Source organism: Candidatus Ponderosibacter sp. Uisw_141_02 (assembly GCF_048087665.1).
GTDB lineage: Bacteria > Pseudomonadota > Alphaproteobacteria > Puniceispirillales > Puniceispirillaceae > UBA3439.
The window spans coordinates 2,291,074-2,313,668 of record NZ_CP159807.1 but is presented as its reverse complement, the minus strand read 5'-3'; the positions used below and the strand labels follow the sequence as shown (position 1 = coordinate 2,313,668).

Annotated in this window: 19 protein-coding genes and 1 tRNA gene; 9 read left to right on the top strand and 11 right to left on the bottom strand. The window is 49.9% G+C overall.

The window, feature by feature from the left end:
* Nucleotides 1-83 precede the first annotated feature (83 nt).
* Nucleotides 84-560 carry a DUF3576 domain-containing protein gene (locus ABXT40_RS11375; protein ID WP_443645713.1) on the bottom strand — a complete coding sequence of 159 codons (477 nt, stop codon included), beginning with the start codon at nucleotides 558-560 and terminating at the stop codon, nucleotides 84-86.
* A 172-nt stretch (nucleotides 561-732) separates the two neighbouring features.
* Nucleotides 733-1,656 carry a porin gene (locus ABXT40_RS11370; RefSeq protein ID WP_443645712.1) on the bottom strand — a complete coding sequence of 308 codons (924 nt, stop codon included), beginning with the start codon at nucleotides 1,654-1,656 and terminating at the stop codon, nucleotides 733-735.
* A 215-nt stretch (nucleotides 1,657-1,871) separates the two neighbouring features.
* Here ABXT40_RS11370 and ABXT40_RS11365 point away from each other — a divergent pair, with 215 nt between their 5' ends.
* On the top strand, nucleotides 1,872-2,573 hold the full coding sequence (locus ABXT40_RS11365; RefSeq protein WP_443645711.1) for a YggS family pyridoxal phosphate-dependent enzyme: 702 nt from the start codon (nucleotides 1,872-1,874) through the stop codon (nucleotides 2,571-2,573).
* Between the two features lie 7 nt (nucleotides 2,574-2,580).
* On the opposite strand, the gene ribA is transcribed toward ABXT40_RS11365, so the two are convergent.
* Nucleotides 2,581-3,714, bottom strand: a complete 1,134-nt coding sequence (ribA, locus tag ABXT40_RS11360; protein ID WP_443645710.1) for a GTP cyclohydrolase II — start codon at nucleotides 3,712-3,714, stop codon at nucleotides 2,581-2,583.
* Nucleotides 3,715-3,838: 124 nt separating this feature from the next.
* On the opposite strand from ribA, the gene ABXT40_RS11355 reads away from it, so the two are divergent.
* A complete protein-coding gene (locus ABXT40_RS11355; protein WP_443645709.1) occupies nucleotides 3,839-4,558 on the top strand; it encodes a response regulator transcription factor in 720 nt (239 codons plus the stop codon).
* Between the two features lie 8 nt (nucleotides 4,559-4,566).
* Here the strand turns inward: ABXT40_RS11355 and ABXT40_RS11350 are convergent, their stop codons facing one another.
* The 5 genes from ABXT40_RS11350 to ABXT40_RS11330 form a co-directional block, all read right to left on the bottom strand.
* Nucleotides 4,567-5,667, bottom strand: coding sequence for an isocitrate/isopropylmalate dehydrogenase family protein (locus tag ABXT40_RS11350; protein WP_443645708.1), 1,101 nt, complete (start codon nucleotides 5,665-5,667; stop codon nucleotides 4,567-4,569).
* Between the two features lie 107 nt (nucleotides 5,668-5,774).
* Nucleotides 5,775-5,849: transfer RNA gene (locus tag ABXT40_RS11345), tRNA-Gln, on the bottom strand.
* Nucleotides 5,850-5,969: 120 nt separating this feature from the next.
* Nucleotides 5,970-6,809, bottom strand: a complete 840-nt coding sequence (locus tag ABXT40_RS11340; RefSeq protein ID WP_443645707.1) for a 4-(cytidine 5'-diphospho)-2-C-methyl-D-erythritol kinase — start codon at nucleotides 6,807-6,809, stop codon at nucleotides 5,970-5,972.
* A complete protein-coding gene (locus ABXT40_RS11335; protein WP_443645706.1) occupies nucleotides 6,806-8,458 on the bottom strand; it encodes a tetratricopeptide repeat protein in 1,653 nt (550 codons plus the stop codon). The genes ABXT40_RS11340 and ABXT40_RS11335 overlap by 4 nt, the downstream gene beginning before the upstream one ends.
* Nucleotides 8,459-8,517: 59 nt before the next feature.
* The gene (locus tag ABXT40_RS11330; RefSeq protein ID WP_443645705.1) at nucleotides 8,518-10,152 is read right to left on the bottom strand and encodes an electron transfer flavoprotein-ubiquinone oxidoreductase; all 1,635 of its coding nucleotides are present in this window, start codon (nucleotides 10,150-10,152) and stop codon (nucleotides 8,518-8,520) included.
* Between the two features lie 185 nt (nucleotides 10,153-10,337).
* Between ABXT40_RS11330 and ABXT40_RS11325 the strand changes: the two genes are divergently transcribed.
* The 5 genes from ABXT40_RS11325 to ABXT40_RS11305 all read left to right on the top strand — a co-directional run bounded on the left by ABXT40_RS11325 (nucleotide 10,338) and on the right by ABXT40_RS11305 (nucleotide 15,821).
* A complete protein-coding gene (locus ABXT40_RS11325) occupies nucleotides 10,338-11,264 on the top strand; it encodes a uracil-DNA glycosylase (protein WP_443645704.1) in 927 nt (308 codons plus the stop codon).
* An 88-nt stretch (nucleotides 11,265-11,352) separates the two neighbouring features.
* Nucleotides 11,353-13,209, top strand: coding sequence for a lytic transglycosylase domain-containing protein (locus ABXT40_RS11320; protein ID WP_443645703.1), 1,857 nt, complete (start codon nucleotides 11,353-11,355; stop codon nucleotides 13,207-13,209).
* Nucleotides 13,210-13,300: 91 nt separating this feature from the next.
* Complete coding sequence (gene moaB, locus ABXT40_RS11315) at nucleotides 13,301-13,861, top strand: molybdenum cofactor biosynthesis protein B (RefSeq protein WP_443645702.1); 561 nt, start codon at nucleotides 13,301-13,303, stop codon at nucleotides 13,859-13,861.
* Nucleotides 13,861-14,499: a ribonuclease HII gene (locus ABXT40_RS11310; RefSeq protein ID WP_443645701.1), complete on the top strand. Its 639-nt coding sequence runs from the start codon at nucleotides 13,861-13,863 to the stop codon at nucleotides 14,497-14,499. Before moaB ends, ABXT40_RS11310 begins: the two co-directional genes overlap by 1 nt.
* A gap of 236 nt (nucleotides 14,500-14,735) precedes the next feature.
* Nucleotides 14,736-15,821, top strand: a complete 1,086-nt coding sequence (locus ABXT40_RS11305) for a site-specific DNA-methyltransferase (RefSeq protein ID WP_443645700.1) — start codon at nucleotides 14,736-14,738, stop codon at nucleotides 15,819-15,821.
* Between the two features lie 75 nt (nucleotides 15,822-15,896).
* On the opposite strand, the gene ABXT40_RS11300 is transcribed toward ABXT40_RS11305, so the two are convergent.
* The 3 genes from ABXT40_RS11300 to ABXT40_RS11290 form a co-directional block, all read right to left on the bottom strand.
* Nucleotides 15,897-18,065 carry a malate synthase G gene (locus tag ABXT40_RS11300; RefSeq protein ID WP_443645699.1) on the bottom strand — a complete coding sequence of 723 codons (2,169 nt, stop codon included), beginning with the start codon at nucleotides 18,063-18,065 and terminating at the stop codon, nucleotides 15,897-15,899.
* A gap of 196 nt (nucleotides 18,066-18,261) precedes the next feature.
* Nucleotides 18,262-19,647, bottom strand: a complete 1,386-nt coding sequence (locus ABXT40_RS11295; protein ID WP_443645698.1) for a phosphomannomutase/phosphoglucomutase — start codon at nucleotides 19,645-19,647, stop codon at nucleotides 18,262-18,264.
* 94 nt (nucleotides 19,648-19,741) lie between these two features.
* Nucleotides 19,742-20,602: a UTP--glucose-1-phosphate uridylyltransferase gene (locus ABXT40_RS11290; protein WP_443645697.1), complete on the bottom strand. Its 861-nt coding sequence runs from the start codon at nucleotides 20,600-20,602 to the stop codon at nucleotides 19,742-19,744.
* A gap of 225 nt (nucleotides 20,603-20,827) precedes the next feature.
* Between ABXT40_RS11290 and ABXT40_RS11285 the strand changes: the two genes are divergently transcribed.
* Together ABXT40_RS11285 and ABXT40_RS11280 are read left to right on the top strand one after the other, a co-directional pair.
* Nucleotides 20,828-22,132: a UDP-glucose dehydrogenase family protein gene (locus ABXT40_RS11285; protein WP_443645696.1), complete on the top strand. Its 1,305-nt coding sequence runs from the start codon at nucleotides 20,828-20,830 to the stop codon at nucleotides 22,130-22,132.
* A 55-nt stretch (nucleotides 22,133-22,187) separates the two neighbouring features.
* Nucleotides 22,188-22,592, top strand: coding sequence for a VOC family protein (locus tag ABXT40_RS11280; protein WP_443645695.1), 405 nt, complete (start codon nucleotides 22,188-22,190; stop codon nucleotides 22,590-22,592).
* The last annotated feature ends 3 nt before the right edge of the window (nucleotides 22,593-22,595 follow it).

Genomic DNA, 22,595 nt, shown 5'->3' with positions numbered 1-22,595 from the left:
GAGTGATCACTGTATAAATGAGTTTGTTCAGGCTAACGAATGGAGGTAATGGTTTTATCACCAAAACTCAATTGGAGCCTTTGCTATTGCGTTGTTTCAGATACCGACGCAGCGCGTAATTCACGTGCTCGTGTGAGGATTAAATCTTCTAACTTACGAGCCAGCGCTTCGTCTCGGCCGTTATCAACCCAGTCATTGCCAGACTTTTTCTGGGTATAGGTTTGAACCTTGACTGCGTCAGACCGTAATTCAAGCCCAGAGATGAAGATGGTTAATTTTAAGCGTTGATCGGAATTATCCGCAGATTGGTGCCATTCGGTAATGATGCTACCACCAAATGTATCAACATCATCAAGCGGCACAAATGACGCAATATCCAGCGCTGCACGCCATAAAAGCGCATTGACCGGTAAGCCGTTGCCAGATTGATCTTTTTTGCTAAAGTCAGAGAGTTTTGTGCCCCCGGGTTTACCGGTAATTACTGATATAGGTTTGCCAGGTTGTTCGACTGGTGTGCTGCTTAAGCCTGAGCAAGACGACAACAACAAAATTGTTCCCAAGCTGAATGACAATATCCGGCCAAAGTGGGCAAATTTGCAATTCCGGTAAAACGTCACCATTGAAGCCTCCTATAATTTTGTTTCTTGCGCAACAATGCAAATAGGTGGGAAATTTGTAAAGCAAAAAGGGAGGGGTAAGCCCCTCCCTTCGGTAAGTTTCTGTCAGTTAAAATTAGAAAGCAACTTTCAGATTAACCCAAGTGGCGTCTGTTTTGACTGCAGCAACTTCTTTGTTACCGTTCTCAGCCATCAAAGTTACACCAGGAGCAACTGTGTAAGTAGCACCGAAGCTAGTGTGCTTGTCAGTACGAGTGCCCTTTGAGCCTTTTCCAGTTCCGCCGTACAGAGTGAAATCACCCATTGTGTATGCCGCACCAAAATCGGTTGACTTTACTTTTGCTTCGCCGCCTGTGATTGCATCATGTACTGATGAACCCATCATTACAGTAACACCACCAACTGAAACGCTTGCACCAACGAATGTTGCGTCTGTTAAACCAGCTAGTTCATCTTCACGGTTGTATTTTGTGGCAGCTTCTGCAGAGGCTTTTGAAACGTTAGATGCTTTTTGAGCAGTCACCGTTACTGGGCCAGCTGAGTAGGTTACTCCGGCACCTGAATAACCACCGTTTGCTGTGACGTCTGCATAGACAGTTACACCGTTGAAAGATGGTGACTGGAAAGAAATCACGGTGTCATTGCCACCGATTGCAGTGTAGGCCATGTTGGCTTTATCTAAAGCGCCACGTCCGGCCTTGCCTTCATGATAGTTTGTGTAGGCTACGGCGTCATTGCGATCAAGCGCTCCGTCTGTGTTACCCATGCGGATTGTACCAAAATCACCACTAACCGCGATGAAGGCATCGTCAATTGAGCTGCCTTCTGATGTAGTTTGCTGCTCAGCTGTAAAAGTGAGACCGCTGTCTGTAGTAGTAGTGCCTTGGATGACAATGTCACCATCAACGTTGAATGACTCAACGTTATCACTCTCATTCATCACGTCGAATGAGATGTTACCTGAGATTGAAACGTCAGCTTGTGCAGCTGTTACGCTCATTGCTACAAGAGCAGTGGTCGCAAGAAGAACCTTACGCATAATTAAATCTCCCTTAGAGAAGTCATTGCCACCATTGGCAACGACCCCAACATATTAGCATCCACCAAATTAACAAGAACCGATGAATGCGATGTGACAAGTTTTTTCAAGCGTGTGATATTTTTGCAACAGTCTTGTCGATGAAGGGCTAAAGCGTTACAAAAGTTGGAAATATTTTTGCAACAGACAGCCATGGCCGAAGGGCAGCACAAATCATGTCAGACGAAATTTCAAAGACGCATTCTGTCATTGCCGATAATCTTGCTGCCATCCATGACAAAATCGCCGCCGCCGAAGCGGCCTATAAAACGCAAACGGGGCTTGATCGGCCAGTTACCTTGGTAGCGGTAAGCAAACGCCAGCCTGATGACCGGATTGATGCGGCGCTTGGCGCTGGCCAGCGTGTATTTGGCGAAAACCGCGTTCAAGAAGCCCAAGGCCGATGGGTACCACGCCGCGATCGGCATGCCGATTTGACATTGCATTTGATTGGCCCGCTGCAAACCAATAAGACGGCTGATGCGGTGGCGCTATTTGATGTTATCGAGGTGGTTGACCGGCCCAAGCTGGCAAAGGCGCTTGGTGATGAGATGATTCGTCAAAATCGCCAGCTGGACTGCTATATTCAGGTCAATACTGGCAAAGAAGCGCAAAAATCCGGCATTCCGCCTGAAGATGCGGATGATTTTATTGCCTATTGCCGTGATGAGGCGGGGCTTAATATTACTGGCCTGATGTGTATTCCGCCAAATGATGAAGAGGCAGCGATGCATTTTGCGCTGTTGCAAACCATTGCCAAACGCAATCATCTTTCCATCTTGTCAATGGGAATGAGTGATGATTTCGAAGAGGCAGTTGCCTTTGGCGCAACCGCGGTTCGCATAGGATCAGCCATTTTCGGCGCACGTGATAGCTAGGGGTTTTTTAGCCTTTATCCTTACCCGCAATCATATGGCCAGTCCGATGCTTTTTTGTCGCCAGATAATCTTCATTATGCGGATTGCTGGCAAGCTGTAGCGGCACGCGTTCTTCAACCTTGATTCCGCATTGTTCTAGCTGGCTGATCTTGTCAGGATTATTGGTGATCAGCCGCAAACGCGCAATGCTAAGCGCATCAAGAATACGCGCTGCCGGCAAAAACACCCGTTCATCCGTGTCAAAACCAAGCGCGTGATTGGCATCAACTGTATCAAGGCCATTATCCTGCAAAGCATAGGCGCGCATTTTATTCAACAGGCCAATATCACGCCCTTCTTGCGCCAGATAGATCAGCACCCCGCCGCCATTTTCGGCCATAAGCCGCATGGCTGCCTGCAGCTGATCGCCGCAATCACATTTCAGACTGCCAAGTACATCGCCAGTAATACATTGTGAATGAAGCCGTACAAGTGGTGCGTCAAGTTCAGTGCCCTTGCCGATTAAAACGGCAAAATGATCTTCGCCGCCAATTTCGGCACGAAACATTACCACTTCGGCATCTTCGGCAACGGCCAACGGCACCCGCGCCCGTGCCGCAATGCGCATCATCGCACCCGCTTGGTGATGATAGGAGTCCAGATCACGTGCTTCGAGAACCAATATATTATGTTCCTGCGCAAACCGGTCTTGTGCGGCAATATCGCGAAATGGCAACCGCGCCATCAAGGCGGCGGGAAGCAATTTGGCATTGCGTAACAATCTTGTTGCGTGATCGGCAAGTGACCCGCTTCGTTCGGCAACAAGGCTGAAACCATCATCATCACCCAAACGGGTCTGGCCGAAAGCAAGATCAAATATTTGTTCGTAATGGCGGGTGGCAAACGCGATTGTCGCTGCGGGCCAGCCTTGACGAAGTGATCGTTGAAGGCTTTTTACCCGATTTGCCGTTAGCACCAGAAGCGGGCCAGAACCGGCAAGACGGCTGAGAAAATTGATGTCTTCACCATCGGCAAATTCGGCGCCGCGAAACAGCGCTGCCTCGCCATTATTCAGCCGCAGCATGACATGGCCACCGCGCCGCAATTCCGCACTGGCACGTTCGGCTTTCATATAAGCATTTTTTGCACGCGTATCGTGCATCGTGGCGGCTCCGGTTTGTTTAAGACATATACAAGCAACGATAGAATAAGCTACGCTCGCTTGGTTTATCTGGTTAATTCCCGTATTAAGAATATGCCATTGATGTATTGAGTTGTGATAAAAAATGCAAGTGTTGTCCCCAAGCGACGGTAAAGAAGTCGTCTCTTCGTCGCGTCTGTTAATTGTTGTTGATGATGCCTATCTCCGTGCGACATTGCGGCAACAGCTTGCGGTCGAGGGGTTTAATGATGTTTTTGAGGTGGGTGTTGTTGCTGATCTCGACAAGGTACTTAGCCACGCCAACCCGGATTTGATCCTTCTTGATATCCAGATGCCTGATGGTAATGGCATTGATATTTGTCAGCGTTTGCGCCGCAACGGCTTTGCCAAACCCATTGTCATGCTTACCGCCAAAGGAGCTGAGGGTGATATTGTTCTTGGGCTTGAAGCTGGTGCCAATGACTATATTACCAAGCCGCTTCGGCTTGGCGAGTTGATTGCCCGCATTCGCACCCAATTGCGCCAGTTTCGTGCGTCGGATGATGCGCGGTTTGAAATTGGCAATCTTAGCTTTGTGCCAGCCAATAAAATGCTTCACGAAATTGGCAGTGAGCGGATGCAGCCCCTAACCGAAAAAGAAGCGACAATTCTGAAATTTCTATATCGGGCATTTCCCAATGATGTGACCAAAGACGAGCTTCTTGCCGAGGTTTGGGGCTTTCAAAACGGCGTGAGTACCCACACATTGGAAACGCATATTTACCGGCTACGACAGAAAATAAGCCGCTTAACCAAAAAGCAATTGGTTCTGACCATTGAAAAAGGCTATCGGCTTGCTGATTAGGCCTGTTCTTATTTAAGCTTGCCATCCATCAGTGACGATAGCGCCAAGGTTACCGCCTTGGTGCCCATATCGCCGCCAAATTCCATCGGGCGCAAACGGTTTAATGCAAAACCGGTTTCAATGGCCGCATCGAGAATCATCGCGGCATCCTCATAAGCAGGCTGATCCAGCTTTTCGGCAAGATAATCAAGCATCAGCCCAGCACTAAGGATTGCGGCAAGCGGATTGGCTTTATCTTGACCCATAATATCAGGCGCGCTGCCATGGGCGGGCTGGAATAATCCGATCTGATCGCCGATTTCGCCGCAAGCGGCCATGCCCATCCCGCCAACAAGCCCGCCTGCCAGATCTGATAGAATATCGCCAAACATGTTTTCCATTACCATGACATCGGCCGACCAGGGGCTGCGAATGAGATCAAGCGCCGCCGCATCAACATAATTATAGGCTTTGTTGATATCAGGATAATTGGCACCGACTTCATCAAAAATCTGCCGGAAAAAGACCATTGAGGTAAACACATTGGCCTTATCGACGCAGGTGAGCTGTCCCTTATGGCCTTTGTCTTTGCGTTTTGTGGCAAAGCGAAAGGCGAAATCATGTAGTTTTTCACTTGTCGCTCTTGTGATCCGGAGGGTTTCATCACAAACCGCATTATCAATGATTTTGCTGCGGCCATGCACCGCGGCTGAATAAAATAATCCCTCGGTGGATTCGCGGATAATGACAAGATCGATTTTGCCAGCGCGTAGGTCGGCAAGTGGCATTGGCGCATTTGGATAGGCCTTGACCGGCCGCACACCGGCATAAAGCTGATATCGATCGCGAAGCCGTAGATGCGGCGAAATTTCGGTTCCATCTTCATGCCGAATTTCAGGAAGACCAATAGCGCCAAGGAAAATAGCGTCAGCCGCACCCGCCGCCGCTTCACCATCTGGTTGAATATCCTGACCGGTTTCGGCAAAATAGCTGGCACCAGCCGCAATCTCAACAATCTGTGGTGCGGGAATTCCGGCCTTGGCCATGGCCTTTTCGGCAAGGAAGATTGCCGCTTCGCTGACATCAACACCGATGCCATCGCCTTTGATCAAGCTGATTGTCGCTTTCATGTCATCGCTCCAACTGGGGTGCAGATGCCGTGACCTGCAAATTGACCATTAGCGCAAACGCGCCATTTGCGCTGCGGCTCACAATTGACACTTTACGGGAAAACGGATGGCTGGGGCGGTAGGATTCGAACCTACGATACACGATACCAAAAACCGATGCCTTACCACTTGGCTACGCCCCAATCCGTTGGACGCTGCAATTTAGCGACCAAGTTCCAAGCAATCAAGCCCGTTCTTTGCCGAATGGGTGTTAAAAACACAACAAACCGCATGATTGTCCAACTCCAGCCGGTTTGCGCCGGTTAATCGGGCTGATAAATCATGCTGGCGCGCGCCCAATATCCGGTATTTTCAAATTCTGTCGCGGCAATTTCGGCATTGTCGATATGATCAAACAGGGCAAAACAGCTTGCTCCGCTTCCCGACATGGCCGTTGCAATGGCCCCTTTTGATCGCGCCAGACGATCAAGACAGCTATTGATCGCAGGTGCCAATTCAATGGCGGTTGCTGTCAAATCATTGCCAAGCCCGACCATGCCGGCCGCATCAAGATTTGATACTGAACCGGCAAACCCGCTGATTGGGCAGGTGAAACGGGTAAAGACTTCTTTTGTCGATAACGGAATTCGCGGATTGACCAATAAAATTGCTCCCGAAAAATCCAGATCAATCGGCGTCATCGTCTCGCCAATTCCGGCAATGCGCTGGCAGCCACCAGCAAGACAAACCGGCACATCGGCACCAAGGCTGGCAGCAAGGTGATATAGCGCGTCCTTGCCAAGTGGCATTGATGACAAGGCATTGACAGCACGAAGAAACGCCGCGGCATCGGCTGAGCCACCGCCAAGCCCCGCCCCAACCGGAATGTTTTTTTCAAGCGTGATCGAAAGCCCGCCAATCACACCGCCAGCGGCGCGAAACCCGTTTAATGCCGTCATCACTAGATTGTCATCTGCGCTTTCAAGCCCGCCAGCAAATTCACCAATGATGGTAAGCTGGTCGTCATGTGCCGATTCAATCGTCAGATGATCGCCAAAATGGGTAAAGGCAATGGCCGAATCAAGACGATGATAGCCAGCATCAGTTTTGCCGCAAATGCGCAAAAACAGATTGATTTTGGCAGGCGCAAGAACCGTTATCATTGATTTAATTTGGTGGTAAATTCGGCTTTGAGTTCGTCTTCGGCGGCAATTGTCAGCGCATATTGCCATTTGAAACGCGCCTCGGCATGGCGGCCAATTTCCCAATAAGCATCACCAAGATGGCCGGTTATGACCGCATCCATTGGTTCAAGAATGGTTGCCTTTTCCAGAAAGGCAACGGCAAGATCATAATTGCCAAGCTTGTAATGCACCCATCCAAGCGAATCGACAAAATAGCCGCTTCGAGGGCGCAGCCGCACCGCCTGTTCAATCAGCTTGATGGCGTCATCAAGATTGCGCCCATCATCGGCCCACCAATAGCCAAGATAATTCAGCGTATAAGGGTCATTTGGGTTTTTTTCCAATGCGGCTTTGAAACTATCTTCGGCAAGCTGGTCTTGTTCAAGCTGTTCATAGGCAATGCCAAGATTGCGATCAAGATCACCCGAAGCAAAGCCAAGATCAATTGCGGCAAGATAGGCATCACGCGCTTTTTCAAATTGATCCGACATACGATAAAGATCGCCAAGCTCTTTTCGCAAAAGCGCGTTACCATTGTCTTTATCGACGGCGGTTTGCAGCAGGGCAATGGCGCCGGTCATATTATCTTTGCGTTCAAGATCGATTCGTAACAGCAATTGTGGTTGACCCCACGCCCCCGCAACATCAATGGCATCAAGCTTGACAATGGCGGCTTGATATTGCTCCATTTCATAGAGCGCTTGTGCCAGCAGAAAGTGGGCACTGTCGATTTGCGGATCAAGATATAATGCCAGACCAAGCCTTGCATTCAACATGCCGGAGGTTTGTGATTGGCTGTTGATCATGCTTGTATCAATAATGCCAGCGGCAATATGGCTTGCAATTTTTGGTGGTTCAGTTTGGTTTAAAAGCTGGTTTTGCACCGCCTTTTTGTTAAAGCCAGTGGGAAGCCGGTCGATCAATTGCGCCATTTTTGCGGTGTCACCATGGCGGGCATAAAGGCCGGCAAGCTGAAGCAGAATTTGAGATGGCAAATTTTGCCGGTTAAACAGCCCATCGGCAAAACCACGCAGTTCGGTATCATTGCCAAGATGGGCGGATAAGCGTGCTGCCTGCATGGCAAAAACCGAAGGCATCTCCTGTCCGTCTATTGTGTTTGCCTCGCCGATTTTCAGCAGATGCGATAATCCGGCCGCGCCCTGCCCTTTGGCGGCTAACGCCCATGCCTTAATCACGGCGGCAACCGGTTGGGCATCAAGATTTTCGGCAATATGATCGGCCAGAACCAAAACCGCATCCCAATCTTCAAGTACAATCGCCTTGGCCGTTGCCGGCTCGCTGGCATAGCTGGTGGCAAGATTCAGCACTTCCATATTGCGCGCAATCGCAGCGGCCGCATCAATATGGCCAAGCTGATATTGCGTATAAAATGCTTGTTGCAACAGGCTTGCATTATTGCGATCAAAATTCAGCGCGGTCAGGTAAAATTCAGCTGATGCGCTAACATCACGGAGATACAACGCCTGGCGTGCGGCCAGAAAATTCGCCGCAATCGTGCCTTGGGCGGGTTCAAATTTTGTTGACGCAATCGATTTTGGCGATGGCATGGTGCTACAGCTTGCCGTAAGAACCATGCCAACAAACAACAGCCAATGCCGGTTTTTCACCGGCCGCCGTGACGTAGTTTCTGGCTTTGTTTTTTTATCTAGATTGCCCAAAGTCACCCTCACATATTGGGGTAATTTGGCCCGCCTCCACCCTCGGGGCTGACCCACACAATATTTTGTGATGGGTCTTTGATATCACAAGTTTTGCAATGAACACAATTTTGCGCGTTAATTTGCAATCTTGGATCACCACCATCGTCATTTTTGACAATTTCATAAACACCAGCCGGACAATAGCGTTGCTCAGGTGAATCATATAGCGCCAGATTATGGCTAATCGGGACAGAGGCATCCTTTAGGGTAAGATGGGCAGGCTGATTTTCTTCATGATTGGTGCCCGATAAAAAGACCGATGAATTGCGGTCAAAACTGACAATGCCATCAGGCTTGGGATAGTCGATTTTTGGCGCGTCGCTTGCCAGCTCTAAATTTTCATGGTCGGCATGATGCCGCAATGTCCATGGCGCTTTGCCGAAAAACAAATAGGTGTCAAGTGCTGCATGGGCAAGGCCAAGCCAAAGACCCTTGGCAAAACCGGGACGAATATTACGAACCTTGTAAAGTTCGGCCCATAGCCAGCTATCTTCCAACCGGCTTGCATAGCTTGCTGGCTCATCACCGGCCTGCAATGTTTCCAGCGATTCAAAAATCGCTTCGGCGGCAAGCATGCCCGATTTCATTGCCGTATGGGTGCCTTTGATTTTTGGAACATTCAAAAAGCCTGCCGTACAGCCAACAAGACAGCCGCCCGGGAAGGTTAATTTTGGTACCGATTGGAAACCGCCTTCATTCAGCGCCCGCGCGCCATAGGAAACACGCCGTCCACCAACAAATGTATCGCGAACCGCCGGATGATTCTTGAAACGCTGAAATTCTTCAAAAGGCGAAAGATGCGGGTTGCTGTAATCAAGCCCGACAACATAGCCAACCGCAACCTGATTGCCATTGAGATGATAAAGGAACGATCCGCCATAAGTGTCGCTTGCCAATGGCCAGCCAACCGAATGCCAAGCAAGGCCAGCTTTGGCTTTTTCCGGATCAATATCCCATAATTCCTTAATGCCAATGGCAAAGGTTTGCGGGTCTTTGCCTTCACGAAGGTCAAATTTTTCAAAAAGATTTTTGGTTAGATGGCCGCGACAGCCCTCGGCAAAAATTGTCTGTTTGGCGTGCAATTCCATTCCGCGCATATAATTGTCAGTTGGATTGCCATCCTTGCCAATGCCCATATCACCTGTTGCCACGCCTTTGACGTGGCCTTGATCATCATACAGAATTTCGGCTGCGGGAAAGCCGGGATAGATTTCAACGCCAAGCGCCTCAGCCTGTTCACCAAGCCAGCGACAAAAATTACCAAGCGAAATAATGTAATTGCCATGGTTATTCATGCTTGGCGGTGTTGGCATGCGAAAGCTGCCCGTTTCGGTCAAAAACATGAATTTATCGGCGGTGACTGGCGTATCGAGCGGCGCGCCGCGTTCTTGCCAATCGGGAATAAGCTCATTCAGGCTTCGCGGTTCAAGAACGGCACCTGACAAAATATGAGCGCCAATCTCGCTTCCCTTTTCGATCAGACACACTTCGATGTTTTTGCCAGCTTCATTGGCCAGCTGTTTCAGCCGGATTGCCGCTGACAGACCCGATGGCCCGCCACCAACGATCACAACGTCAAATTCCATCACTTCGCGTTCCATCTTTATTCCCACCTATGTCTACATAGTTTTAAATTGCAGCCGGCTTTATGTTACCATAAGAAGCCTTGAAACCGGCTTCAAGCTAATTGATCTCATTGGCCAATTGATCTAGTTGGATGTCCATGCAAGATTGATATTGCGCATTTTTGCCTTGATGAAACAACCAAAATTCGACGGATTTTTATATGTTGGCACAAAATGATGACCGAAATGAACTGATTGCGATGCTGGCATGGCAATTGGATATGGGCATCGACGAGGCTTTGCTTGATCACCCCCAAGCTGATGCGGTGCCATTGCGGCTTGATCAGCTTTTGGCCGTTGCCGCACCGGCTGGTGATACAGGCGTCACTCAAACCGTCATGGGCGGTGCTGCGCCGCACCCGTCAGACGCGGTAAAAATGCCCAATCCAGCTTCGGTTAATTCGGGCTTGGTCAATCCAGCTGCAAACCCAGCTTTGGCTAATTCTGGAGCCGTCCCCCCCGAAGGCAAAATCAATGCCGATGGCGCGGCGCTTGCTGGCATCACCAGCCTTGCCGATCTGCAATCAGGTCTGGCCAAGCTTGATGATTGCCCGTTGAAACATACCGCCAGTAATCTGTGTTTTGCCGATGGAAATCCGGGCGCGCGCCTGATGATTATTGGCGAGGCACCGGGCCGTGATGAAGACCGGATGGGGGTGCCGTTTGTCGGCGCTGATGGCCAGCTTCTTGATAAGATGATTGCCTCGATTGGTCTTGATCGGGCGTCGGTCTATCTAACCAATCTTTTGCCATGGCGCCCACCTGGCAATCGCAGCCCAACCGATGAAGAAACGGCAATGCTGTTGCCATGGCTGTTTCGCCATGTGCAGCTTACCAAGCCTGAATTTGTTCTGCTTTTGGGCGGGGCAGCGGCCAAATTGGTGTTGGGCAGTCATGATGGAATTATGAAATTGCGCGGTCGTTGGCGTGATGTTGATTTTGGCGATGGCGTAGCGCGGCCGGTTCTGGCCAGCCTTCATCCGGCTTATCTTTTGCGGTCGCCGGCGCAAAAACGACTTGCCTTTGAAGATTTGCTTTTGCTGACAAAACGGCTTGGCGCGGTACAGTCAAATGACGAAACAGGTTGATCCGCCAGCGGCTGCAAGGTAGGACATAAAGGTGGGTTTAATTGATGATGATGACTACCAGCCAACGCCATAACGCAAGGGCCTTTCCATGAGTTTCAATTTACCCGCCGATTTCACCAAAAAGATGCTTTGGGGTCTCTTGCCCTTCATGACAGGTTTTATGATGCAAAGCCAACGCGCAAATCTGGACCGTTCAAATATAGCTGGTCGTTATTATATGCGGCTGGTTTTGCCAGTGATGGCCTTACTTGTTTTCATGGGGTCTGCGGGTGCCCAATCACTGCCAGAACCATTGGGCGCGGCTGATGTTATTCAATATAAGCGTCTTATTGAATTGCAGAAAAACGGCAAAATGAAACAGGCCATTCGCGAAATGAGCCGATTGAAAGATCCGGTCTTAAAAGGCCATTTGCTGGCGCAGCGATATCTTCACCCAACCGCATGGCGCTCAAGCTTTAAAGAATTATCCAGCTGGCTTGCCGCCTATAATGATCATCCGGATGCAAGCCGTCTTTACTGGCTTGCCAAACGGCGCAAACCGAAAAATGCGCGCAGCCCAAAAGCGCCAAAACCCGGTTATTTGAATGGCTATGGTCAAGCTGGCGCGCATGGCTATCGGCCGCGTATTCCGGCAAGCAATGCTGGTCGTGCCTCGCCAACGCGCACCGCTTCGATTGCGCGTTCGATCCGGCGAGCAATCCGTCGTGGCTGGCCATCAGGCGCGCTTGATATTGTGAATGACCCGCAGAATAAACGCTATTTGACGGCTGCCGAAGAAGGCCAGCTTCGTGGTGAGATTGCCCATGCCTATTTTATTTTTGGTGTTGATTCAAAGGCCATTCGGCAAGCGCGCTATGCGATTGGCATTGGGCGGGAATATGCGCAATTGGCCTATTGGGCAGGCGGCCTTGCATCATGGCGAAGTGGCCAGATTGACGTTGCCGGCCAGTTTTTCCGGACGCTTGCCAATCTTGCCGAAGCCAATCCGGGTGAACGAAGCGCGGCTGCCTATTGGGCGCACCGTGTTGAAATGCGCCAAGGACGCCCGCTTGAGTCGATCCGTTATCTTGAAGTTTCGGCGCGTGAAATTGACAGTTTTTATGGTGTCGTATCGCGTCATGCGCTTGGCCAGCAGATCAATATTTCGTTTGACCTGCCTGAAATTGATGCCGGTTTTTATAGCTGGCTTAGCGCCCGCCCGGGTGGGAAACGAATTTTCGCGCTGTTACAGCTTGGCGAAACCCATTCGGCCGAGCGTGAATTGCGCTATCTCTGGATGGAAATGCCCGAACAATACCGCCTTGGGGTGATGCGCTTTGCGTCCGAAAACGGCATGGCGGGATTGTCATTTCGGGTTGCTGAAATCATTCGCAAAGACACAGGTGTCAGCTGGTATGGCGCGCTTTATCCGCATCCGCAATTCAAGGTTGATTATGATATTGACGAAGCGCTTGTTTGGGCGATTTCGCGACAGGAATCAGGCTTTAATCCCCGCGCCAAAAGCAGCGCCAAGGCTGCTGGCCTGATGCAGCTTATGCCCGCTACCGCCTCATTCATCGCGCGGGATCGGGGCTATCGTGGCCGCAAAAGACATCAGCTTTTTGAACCTGAAGTCAACCTCAAGCTTGGCCAGACCTATATACAGCATCTGCTTGATGAACCACTTGTCGAAAGCTCGCTAATTCGGCTTTTGGCAGCGTATAATGGTGGGCCGGGGAATTTGCGAAAATGGCTTGGCAAGGTTGACCATCAGGATGATCCATTTTTGCTGGTCGAATCAATGCCAGCGCGTGAAACGCGATATTATGTGAAAAATGTCATTTCCAATCTTGGCATTTACCGGCAACGTTTTGGCGAGACAACGCCTGCCTTGTCAGGTCTTGCCGCTGGCAATGGTGGTAAATTCGTCCCAAGTGAGGCGACTGATAAGGGTTTGGCAAATTAGCTGGCAGATAAACCGAACATGCTGGCAAGGCCGGGGGCGTCCGCCGCTAGATAATGGCGGGCTGATGAGCAAATGATAAGAGGCAAAATAAATGGATCATGATAAGCGGATTGATAAATCAATTACATTTGTGCCGGTAAATATCGCCATTTTAACCGTGTCGGATTCGCGTAAAGCCGATGATGATCGTTCAGGTGATCTGCTAGTTGGGCGGGTGCAGGAAGATGGGCATAATCTGGCCGGACGCGCCATTGTTACCGATGATTTTGACGCCATCACCAAACAGCTTGCTAGCTGGGTTGAGGATAAAGCTGTTGATGTGATTGTGGCCACTGGCGGTACGGGTCTGACGGGGCGTGATGGCACGCCCGAGGCGTTTCGGGCGATTTTCGAAAAAGAAATCGAAGGGTTTGGCGAGTTGTTTCGCTATATTTCCTTTGCCAAAATTGGTACATCAACGGTGCAGTCACGCGCCGTGGCTGGCGTTGCTGGTGGCACCTATCTATTTTCGCTTCCGGGTTCACCATCGGCCTGCCGCGATGGGTGGGATGAGATTTTGCGCTATCAGCTGGATATTCGTCACCGGCCGTGTAATTTTGTTGAAATCATGCCGCGGCTTGCTGAATCGCCAACCCAGCGCCGTGGTGGCTAATGCCTGATCTTGACCATGAACGGCAATTCAACGCGCCGGTCATTGGCATTGACGAGGCCGGACGGGGACCGTGGGCGGGGCCGGTTACGGTAACGGCAATCTGGCTTTGCCCATCTGCCTATGATGCGCTTCCTGCCGGCATTGATGATTCCAAAAAAATAAAGCCGCCGCGCCGCGCCGCGCTTGCCGCAGCTTTGATGGCACCGCCGCATCTTTCGCAAACGGTCTCGATCGAGGTTGCGCAGATTGACCAGATGGGCATTTTGAAGGCCACGTTTGCCGGCATGGTGATGGCGGCATCGGAACTGGCCGATAAACTGGTCAAGGCCGGATGGGGCGCGCCGGTTCATGCGCTTGTTGATGGTAATTTACTGCCCCCCGACATGCCGTTACCAGCAACTGCGCTGATTAAAGGGGACAGCCGGTCATTATCAATTGCGGCAGCGTCACTCATTGCCAAAACAGCGCGCGACCAAATTATGCAGGATCTTGCTTTGGTCTATCCTGATTATGGCTGGGCAAGCAATATGGGTTATGGCACCAAGGCGCATCAGGCTGGCCTTGACCAATTTGGTCTAACACCGCATCACCGGCACAGCTTTAAGCCGATACGCCGCTATCTGGATGTTGGCGACTAACACACCGACACAGCAGTCACCTTTGATCATTTTTCACGCCAAGACCGGTTTGGCGGCGGTTAAGCAGGATGCCCTCATCACAAGATAGGCATGTTCATAGGCAGTTCAGCCACAATATATTGATATAGCTTTAAGAAAGCCTGATAAGCTGTTGACTTATATTGATTCTGTGATTCTTTTAGACAGACAGCGCTGGCGTTTGGCTGGCGAAAGATGAATGAAATGGGCTTTGTCTGGTGAAAGTAAATCAAATTCTACAAGGCGATTGCATCGCCAAATTGTGCCAAATTGCCGACCAGTCGATTGATCTGGTTTTTGCTGATCCGCCATATAATCTGCAATTGGCTGGTGATTTGTCGCGTCCCGATCAAACGCATGTCGATGCGGTCACTGATGCGTGGGATAAATTTGACTCGTTTGCGGCCTATGATGCCTTTACAGCCGCTTGGTTAACCGAGGCGCGCCGTGTGTTAAAGCCGGATGGCGCTATTTGGGTGATTGGCAGCTATCACAATATTTTCCGCGTTGGTACGATTTTGCAGAATCTTGATTTCTGGGTTTTGAATGATGTGATTTGGCGCAAAACCAACCCAATGCCAAATTTTCGCGGGCGACGTTTTACCAATGCGCATGAAACGCTGATCTGGGCGGCAAAGTCACAAAAATCACGCCATGTGTTTAATTATGAAGCGATGAAGGCATTGAATGATGATGTCCAGATGCGCTCTGACTGGGAATTGCCGCTTTGCACCGGCAATGAACGGATCAAGGAAGATGGTAAAAAAGCCCATCCAACGCAAAAGCCTGAAAGCTTGTTAGCGCGGGTTATTTTGGCTTCAACTCGGCGTGGTGATGTGATTTTGGATCCGTTTTTTGGCACCGGCACAACCGGTGCGGTTGCCAAAAGGTTGAACCGGAACTTCATCGGTATCGAGCAAAATTCTGGCTATGTCAAAATTGCCAAAACAAGATTGGCCGCTGTTACGCCTATTGCCTCGGATGATCTGTTGGAAACAACCCCGCGGCGTGCCTTGCCAAAGGTGCCGTTTGGCAATTTGATCGAACATGGATTATTAAAGCCGGGCGACCGTCTGTTTGATGCCAAAAAACGCTTTCAGGCCAAGGTGCGCGCCGATGGCTCGCTCTTGACCGACCAGAAACAAACAGGGTCGATTCACGCCCTTGGCGCACAGCTTCAAGGCCTGCCATCTTGTAATGGCTGGAGTTTCTGGCATGTCGAGCGTGATGGTAAACCGGTTTTGATCGACCAGCTTCGTGAAAAGCTGCGCGAAGAAATCTACCCGTCAAACCCGCAATATTAACCGGTTTTTACCGGACATGAAAAAGGCTGTGAAGCGTTGCCGCGTCACAGCCTGTTTCGCGTTTTATCAGATGCTTTAGGCGGCTTTGGCTTGGGCCTTTTTTTCCAGCCTGCGCGCGTGCAAAACCGGCTCGGTATAGCCTGATGGCTGTTCAATGCCTTTAAAGACAAGATCAAGCGCTGCTTGAAAGGCAATTGACTGGTCAAAATGCCCAGCCATTGGTTCATAAGATGCGTCACCGGCATTTTGCGCATCGACGACAGCGGCCATTTCCTTCATCACATCCATAACAAGATCGGCATCACAGATTTTATGTTGAAGCCAATTGGCAATATGCTGTGATGAAATCCGCAAAGTGGCGCGGTCTTCCATCAAACCGACATTGTGAATATCGGGCACTTTCGAACAGCCAACACCCTGATCAATCCAGCGAACGACATAGCCAAGAATCCCTTGGGCATTATTGCGCAATTCAGCGCGGATATCTTCATCTGACCAATTTGGCCGGCTGGCGACGGGGATCGACAGAATATCTGACCGGCTGGCGCGTGCCTTTCCGGTCAATTCGGCCTGACGTTTGGCAACATCAACCTCATGATAATGCAAGGCATGCAAAGTGGCGGCAGTTGGTGATGGCACCCAAGCGCAATTGGCACCGGCTTTTGGGTGGCTAATCTTCTGGGTAAACATATCGGCCATCAAATCGGGCATGGCCCACATGCCTTTGCCAATTTGCGCCTTGCCCGAAAATCCACAAGCAAGCCCAATATCGACATTCCAATCTTCATAGGCTGAAATCCACGCTGCGGCTTTCATATCGCCTTTGCGGATCATCGCGCCAGCATACATTGATGTGTGAATCTCATCGCCCGTGCGATCAAGGAATCCGGTATTGATAAAGGCAACGCGTGATTTTGCCGCCCGAATACATTCTTTTAAATTAACCGTGGTGCGGCGTTCTTCATCCATGATGCCGATTTTGATAGTATTGGCAGGAAGCTGAAGAAGCCGTTCGACCATATCAAAGGTTTCAACAGCAAAAGCCACTTCATCGGGGCCGTGCATTTTCGGTTTTACAACATAGATTGAACCGGCTGGTGAATTCTGCTTGCTGGCAAAATCGGGCAGCGCTGCGGCGACTGAAATAAAGGCATCTAAAATCCCTTCGGGAATTTCACGCCCATCAGATAAAAGCACGGCTGGGTTACTCATCAAATGCCCAACATTGCGAACCAGCATCAAGGCCCGTCCGCGCAGCGTTTGGCGGCTGCCGTCAGCGGCGATAAAGCTTTTATCGTCATTCAATTTGCGATCCATCATTTCACCATTCTTGGTGAAACTCGCGGTCAAGGTGCCGCGCATGATCTTGTTCCAATTGCGATAGGCAAGAACCTTATCTTCAGCATCAACCGCAGCAATCGAATCTTCAAGATCAATGATGCTTGTCAGTGCTGATTCAACCATCACATCGTTAATATGCGCTGCATCACCGGCACCGATGGTGCCATTGGCATCAATGATGATTTCAAGATGAAGCCCGTTCTTGATCAAGATAATGCTGCTTGGTGAATCGGCTTTGCCGGTATAGCCGACAAATTGATCATGATCGCCAAGGCCTGTATGACCATCACCCATTGTCACGACAAGCGCTCCATCGGTAATGGCAAAACCGGTTACATCATTCCAGCTGCCAATTGACAGCGGTGCTGATTTATTCAAAAGATCACGCGCAAAGGCAATGACCTTATTGCCACGAACCGGATTATAGCTGTTCGTTTTTTCGGCACCACCAGCATCACTAATCGCATCAGTTCCGTATAGCGCGTCGTAAAGACTGCCCCAGCGTGCATTGGCGGCGTTCAGCGAATAGCGTGCATTAGTGATTGGCACAACAAGCTGTGGGCCGGCAATAGTGGCAATTTCAGGATCGACATTGCTGGTTTCAATGTCGAAATCGCCGTCATCTGCATGAAGATAGCCAATGTCACTTAAAAATGCTTCATAGGCGACTGGATCAATGCTGTCATTGCTATGCGTTTTTAGCCAGTTATTAATCTGGTTTTGCAGCCTCGCTCTTGTTTCCAAAAGCGCCTGATTTTTTGGCGCGAGTTGGTGCGCCGCCTGATCAAAACCGTGCCAGAAATCTGCAGGCGTAATATTGGTGCCAGCAAGAATTTCGTCATTCACTAAATCATAAAGAACCGTGGCAATGGTTAAACCGCCATGGATGGTAACATCTGACATTATTTGCTCCGCTTTAGCAGGCAACCCGTGAGTTTCATCGGGAAGGGGGGCATGGATGAATTTTTTTTCATCTTTAACCGAAGCGGCCGGACGTTTCAAGTTGCAAGGCGCGTGTTTTGGCGGAAATCGTCATAATTCGTGGGTAGATTTTTCGGTAATTGGTTTTTGATGACCAAACTTTTCAAGACGGCTGGTTTTATGGCCGCTGCCATGCCAGCCCAGCACCAGCCAACGCATCTTCAATTTGACTAACAAGCGTGTTTAGAATTTCGGGTGTTCTGCCCTCGGCTCGCGCGACAAGTGCCGCCTCGGTGTTTGAGGCTCGAACAAGCCACCAGCCGTCATCATTTCGCACTCTTACACCATCAATCAGGCTCAAGCTTTCTTCGCCAAACCGCACTTTTGCTTCATCGGCAAGCCGGTCAATAACACCAAATTTCTGATCATCAGGGCAATCAATGCGTAATTCAGGCGTTGCATGTTGTGGCGGCAAGCCATCAACAAAATCGGTGATGCTTTGGCCGGTCTTGGCCATCTGACAAAGAACGCGAAGGCCAACATAAAGCGCATCATCAAATCCGTAAAACCCGTCTGTGATAAAAATATGTCCTGACATTTCACCGGCCAATGGTGCGTTGATTTCGGCCATTCGGGTTTTCATATGGCTATGTCCGGTTTTCCAGATTTGCGCATCACCACCAGCCTCGGCAATTAAAGCTATTGCCATATCGGATGACTTCACATCGAGAATAACCGGCGCACCGGCATGCCGTGCCAAAATGTCACGCGCCAGAAAGGCGGTTAAGAAGTCCCCTGGCACCTGACGGCCTTTCGCATCGACAATGCCAATCCGGTCGCCGTCACCATCAAAGCCAATGCCAAGATCTGCGCCAGCATCAGCAACAGCTTTTCGCAAAATGGCCAAAGTTTCTGGATCAACAGGGTTGGGGTGATGATTGGGAAATGTGCCATCAATATCGCCAAACAGGACTTTGTGATTGCCACTGATTTTCTGTGTTGCGGCAATTGTCGCTGGCCCTGATGCGCCATTGCCACAATCCCAAATCACGGTGAAATCCCCGGTATTGGCATCGGCAATTAGGCGGTTAATATAATCGTCAAAAATCGGCACTTCGCTGTGGCTACCCCCTTCTTGAAGGGCGGGGCCATTGGCGCTGATGGCACCAAGGTCTTGAATATCATCACCAAAGAAAACCGTGCCATCCATCACCATTTTAAACCCGTTATGCGTTGGCGGGTTGTGCGATCCGGTTACTTGAATGGCGGCGTTGGCGTTTAGGGTGACACCAGCATAATAAAGCATCGGTGTGGGGCCACATCCAATATCACTAACCCGCGCACCGCCGGCAACCAAACCATCGCAAAGTGCTGCTGCCAAAGCTGGTGATGATAATCGTCCATCACGGCCAACCGCGACATGATTGCCATAACCGCGCTGGCGAAGACAGGCCGCAAAGGCAATGCCAATGGCCTTTGCATCACTCAGCGTCAATGTCTCATCAACAATGCCGCGAATGTCATAAGCGCGTAAAATGCTTGGATGAAAAACATGCTTTGTCATGTGAACACCTTTGATCGAAATTTTTTTGATGGGACTGGCAACAGGGTCATGGCTTAGAACAATATTTTATACCGATCAGCGACGCTGAGGAGGTTTAGGATAATGCCATGCGGTTTTTGATCCAGCTTGCAAGCGGTTCGGCAAGATCATCGCGTGACATGGCAAAAGCGATATTGGCCTGTAAAAACCCGATTTTTGATCCGCAATCAAACCGTTCGCCTGAAAAGCGGAATCCATGAAATGGCACCTTGCCAATCTGGCGCGCCAACGCATCGGTCAATTGCACCTCGTTACCGGCACCGCGATCTTGCGTGCCAAGCTGGGCGAAAACCCCTGATTCAATGATATAGCGGCCAACAACACCAATATTTGATGGGGCATTTGCTGGATCAGGTTTTTCCACAAGCTCTGATACTTCGACAAGCTGTCCATGATCGGCACCGGGGGTGATGATTCCATAAGAGCCGGTTTTGGATTTTGGAACATCCATAACCGCAACCATGTTGCCGCCTTGATATGATGCCACCATTTCAGCCAAACAACTTGGACCAAGGATCAAATCATCAGCAAGAATAATGGCAACCGGTTCATCATGGATCAAATGACGCGCGCACCAAACAGCATGGCCAAGACCAGCCGGTTCTTGTTGGCGAACATAGGCAACGGTTCCCGGTTCGTGAATCATGCCGCGCACGGTTTCAAGCGCGGCTGCTTTGCCTTTGGCAAGAAGTGTTTCTTCCAATTCAAAGGAATGATCGAAATGATCTTCAATGGCAGTCTTGTTACGGCCGGTCACAAAGATGAATTCCTCAATACCGGCGGCCGCGGCTTCTTCGACGGCATATTGAATTAACGGCTTATCAACAACCGGAAGCATTTCCTTTGGCAGCGCCTTCGTGGCTGGCAAAAACCGTGTGCCAAGTCCGCCAACGGGGAAAATTGCTTTTTTGATCATTTATGCTGTTCCTTAAACTGCGACTGATCGAAATGGTGATGCCACCATCACAAAGGCTTACTCTGCAGAGGTAAAATAGGTCAAGATACCTTTGCGTGAAACCTTGCCATAAAAAATGTCAAAATCCTAATCTGTGATGAATCTTGCCGCCTACCCGAACTCTTTGATTGATCAAATTTTGTCTGCCTGTTATCAAACCTTAAGGTTATCAAAGGAATCAATATTGTGAAAATTGCAGTCATTGGCACTGGATATGTCGGTCTTGTTTCGGGGGCGTGTTTTTCCGAATTTGGATTTGATGTTACTTGCATCGATAAAGACCCGGCGAAAATTCAAAAAATCAACCAAGGCGAAATGCCGATTTACGAGCCCGGTCTGGCCGAACTTGTGGCACGCAATGTCAAGGCTGGAAGGCTGCATTTTGATCTTGATCTTGGCGCGGCGGTTGCTGCTGCTGATGCTGTCTTTATCGCTGTTGGCACCCCGACACGTCGCGGCGATGGCCATGCTGATTTGTCATTTGTGTATGCTGCGGCTGAAGACATTGCCATGCATCTGTCAGGCTATACGGTTGTTGTGACGAAATCGACCGTACCGGTTGGCACCGGCCGCGATGTTGCTGGCATCATTGCCAAAACAAACCCTGATGCAAAATTTGATACTGTCTCAAATCCAGAATTTTTGCGTGAAGGCGCGGCGATTTCCGATTTTATGCGTCCTGACCGTGTTGTTGTTGGTGCTGAAACCGACGCTGCCCGCGATGTTATGCGCGCGCTATACCGGCCGCTATTTCTGATCGAAACACCAATTTTATTTACCAATCTGGAAACCTCTGAATTGATCAAATATGCCAGCAATGCCTTTTTGGCGGTAAAAATTTCCTATATCAACCAGATGGCTGATCTATGTGAAAAAGTTGGGGCAAATGTCCATGATGTTGCTAAGGGCATGGGGCTAGATAAACGGATTGCCAATAAATTCCTGCATCCGGGGCCAGGCTATGGCGGGTCCTGTTTTCCAAAAGATACATTGGCGCTTGTCAAAACAGCCGAACAGCATTCAAGTGATCTAAGCATTGTTGATGCGGTTGTTGGCTATAATCAGGCGCGCAAAATCGCCATGGCCGATCGTGTTATCGCCGCCATGGGTGGATTAGTTGCTGGCGCAAAGATTGCCATTTTGGGGCTGGCCTTCAAGCCGGAAACCGATGATATGCGCGACAGCCCATCGCTTGATATCATTGATGCGTTGACCAAGGCAGGGGCAGTTTTGCGCGCCTATGATCCAAAGGCGATGGATGAGGCACGCCATATTTTGCCACAAGATGTCACATTTTGTGATAGCGCAACCGATTGCCTAAACGGGACAGATGCTGCTGTTATTGTCACTGAATGGAACGAATTTCGCGCTTTGACGCCGGCGCAATTTGCCGCCGCAATGCGTGGGCGGGTTCTTGTCGATTTGCGGAATGTCTATGAACCAGACGCGATGCAGGATGCTGGCTTTATCTATTTGTCGATTGGCCGCTAACAGGCCAAAGTCACGATAAAGTTTCGTCTCGTTTGGTGCTTTAAAGGAACGTAAAATGCAAAAGCCTGAAATTCAATCGATTGACCATATTGTTATGCAGGCGGCCGATCTTACGGCAACGATCAAATTCTATACTGAAATTCTGGGCATGGATCATAGTTCGTTTCAGCCACCAACAGGAGGGCCAGTGCGCCAGGCTTTGAATTTTGGATTGCAAAAGATCAATTTGCATGACGCCGCCTCGCCGTTTATTCCACATGCCAAAAATCCGGTTTCTGGCAGTGTTGATCTATGTTTCATCACAACGCAGCCGCTTGCTGATTGGCAAACGCATCTTGCCAATCATGGCATTGATATTGAAGACGGGCCGGTTCGCAAAACCGGCGCAAACGGCCCGCTTTTATCGGTCTATATTCGTGACCCCGACCATAATCTGATCGAAATTTCCAACTATATCTAGCAA

Coding starts and splice junctions, on each gene's coding strand:
- ABXT40_RS11370 (WP_443645712.1), bottom strand. CDS start 1,656: ATGCGTAAGGTTCTTCTTGCGACCACTGCTCTTGTAGCAATGAGCGTA.
- ABXT40_RS11365 (WP_443645711.1), top strand. CDS start 1,872: ATGTCAGACGAAATTTCAAAGACGCATTCTGTCATTGCCGATAATCTT.
- ribA (WP_443645710.1), bottom strand. CDS start 3,714: ATGCACGATACGCGTGCAAAAAATGCTTATATGAAAGCCGAACGTGCC.
- ABXT40_RS11355 (WP_443645709.1), top strand. CDS start 3,839: ATGCAAGTGTTGTCCCCAAGCGACGGTAAAGAAGTCGTCTCTTCGTCG.
- ABXT40_RS11350 (WP_443645708.1), bottom strand. CDS start 5,667: ATGAAAGCGACAATCAGCTTGATCAAAGGCGATGGCATCGGTGTTGAT.
- ABXT40_RS11340 (WP_443645707.1), bottom strand. CDS start 6,809: ATGATAACGGTTCTTGCGCCTGCCAAAATCAATCTGTTTTTGCGCATT.
- ABXT40_RS11330 (WP_443645705.1), bottom strand. CDS start 10,152: ATGGAACGCGAAGTGATGGAATTTGACGTTGTGATCGTTGGTGGCGGG.
- ABXT40_RS11325 (WP_443645704.1), top strand. CDS start 10,338: ATGTTGGCACAAAATGATGACCGAAATGAACTGATTGCGATGCTGGCA.
- ABXT40_RS11320 (WP_443645703.1), top strand. CDS start 11,353: ATGAGTTTCAATTTACCCGCCGATTTCACCAAAAAGATGCTTTGGGGT.
- moaB (WP_443645702.1), top strand. CDS start 13,301: ATGGATCATGATAAGCGGATTGATAAATCAATTACATTTGTGCCGGTA.
- ABXT40_RS11310 (WP_443645701.1), top strand. CDS start 13,861: ATGCCTGATCTTGACCATGAACGGCAATTCAACGCGCCGGTCATTGGC.
- ABXT40_RS11300 (WP_443645699.1), bottom strand. CDS start 18,065: ATGTCAGATGTTACCATCCATGGCGGTTTAACCATTGCCACGGTTCTT.
- ABXT40_RS11295 (WP_443645698.1), bottom strand. CDS start 19,647: ATGACAAAGCATGTTTTTCATCCAAGCATTTTACGCGCTTATGACATT.
- ABXT40_RS11290 (WP_443645697.1), bottom strand. CDS start 20,602: ATGATCAAAAAAGCAATTTTCCCCGTTGGCGGACTTGGCACACGGTTT.
- ABXT40_RS11280 (WP_443645695.1), top strand. CDS start 22,188: ATGCAAAAGCCTGAAATTCAATCGATTGACCATATTGTTATGCAGGCG.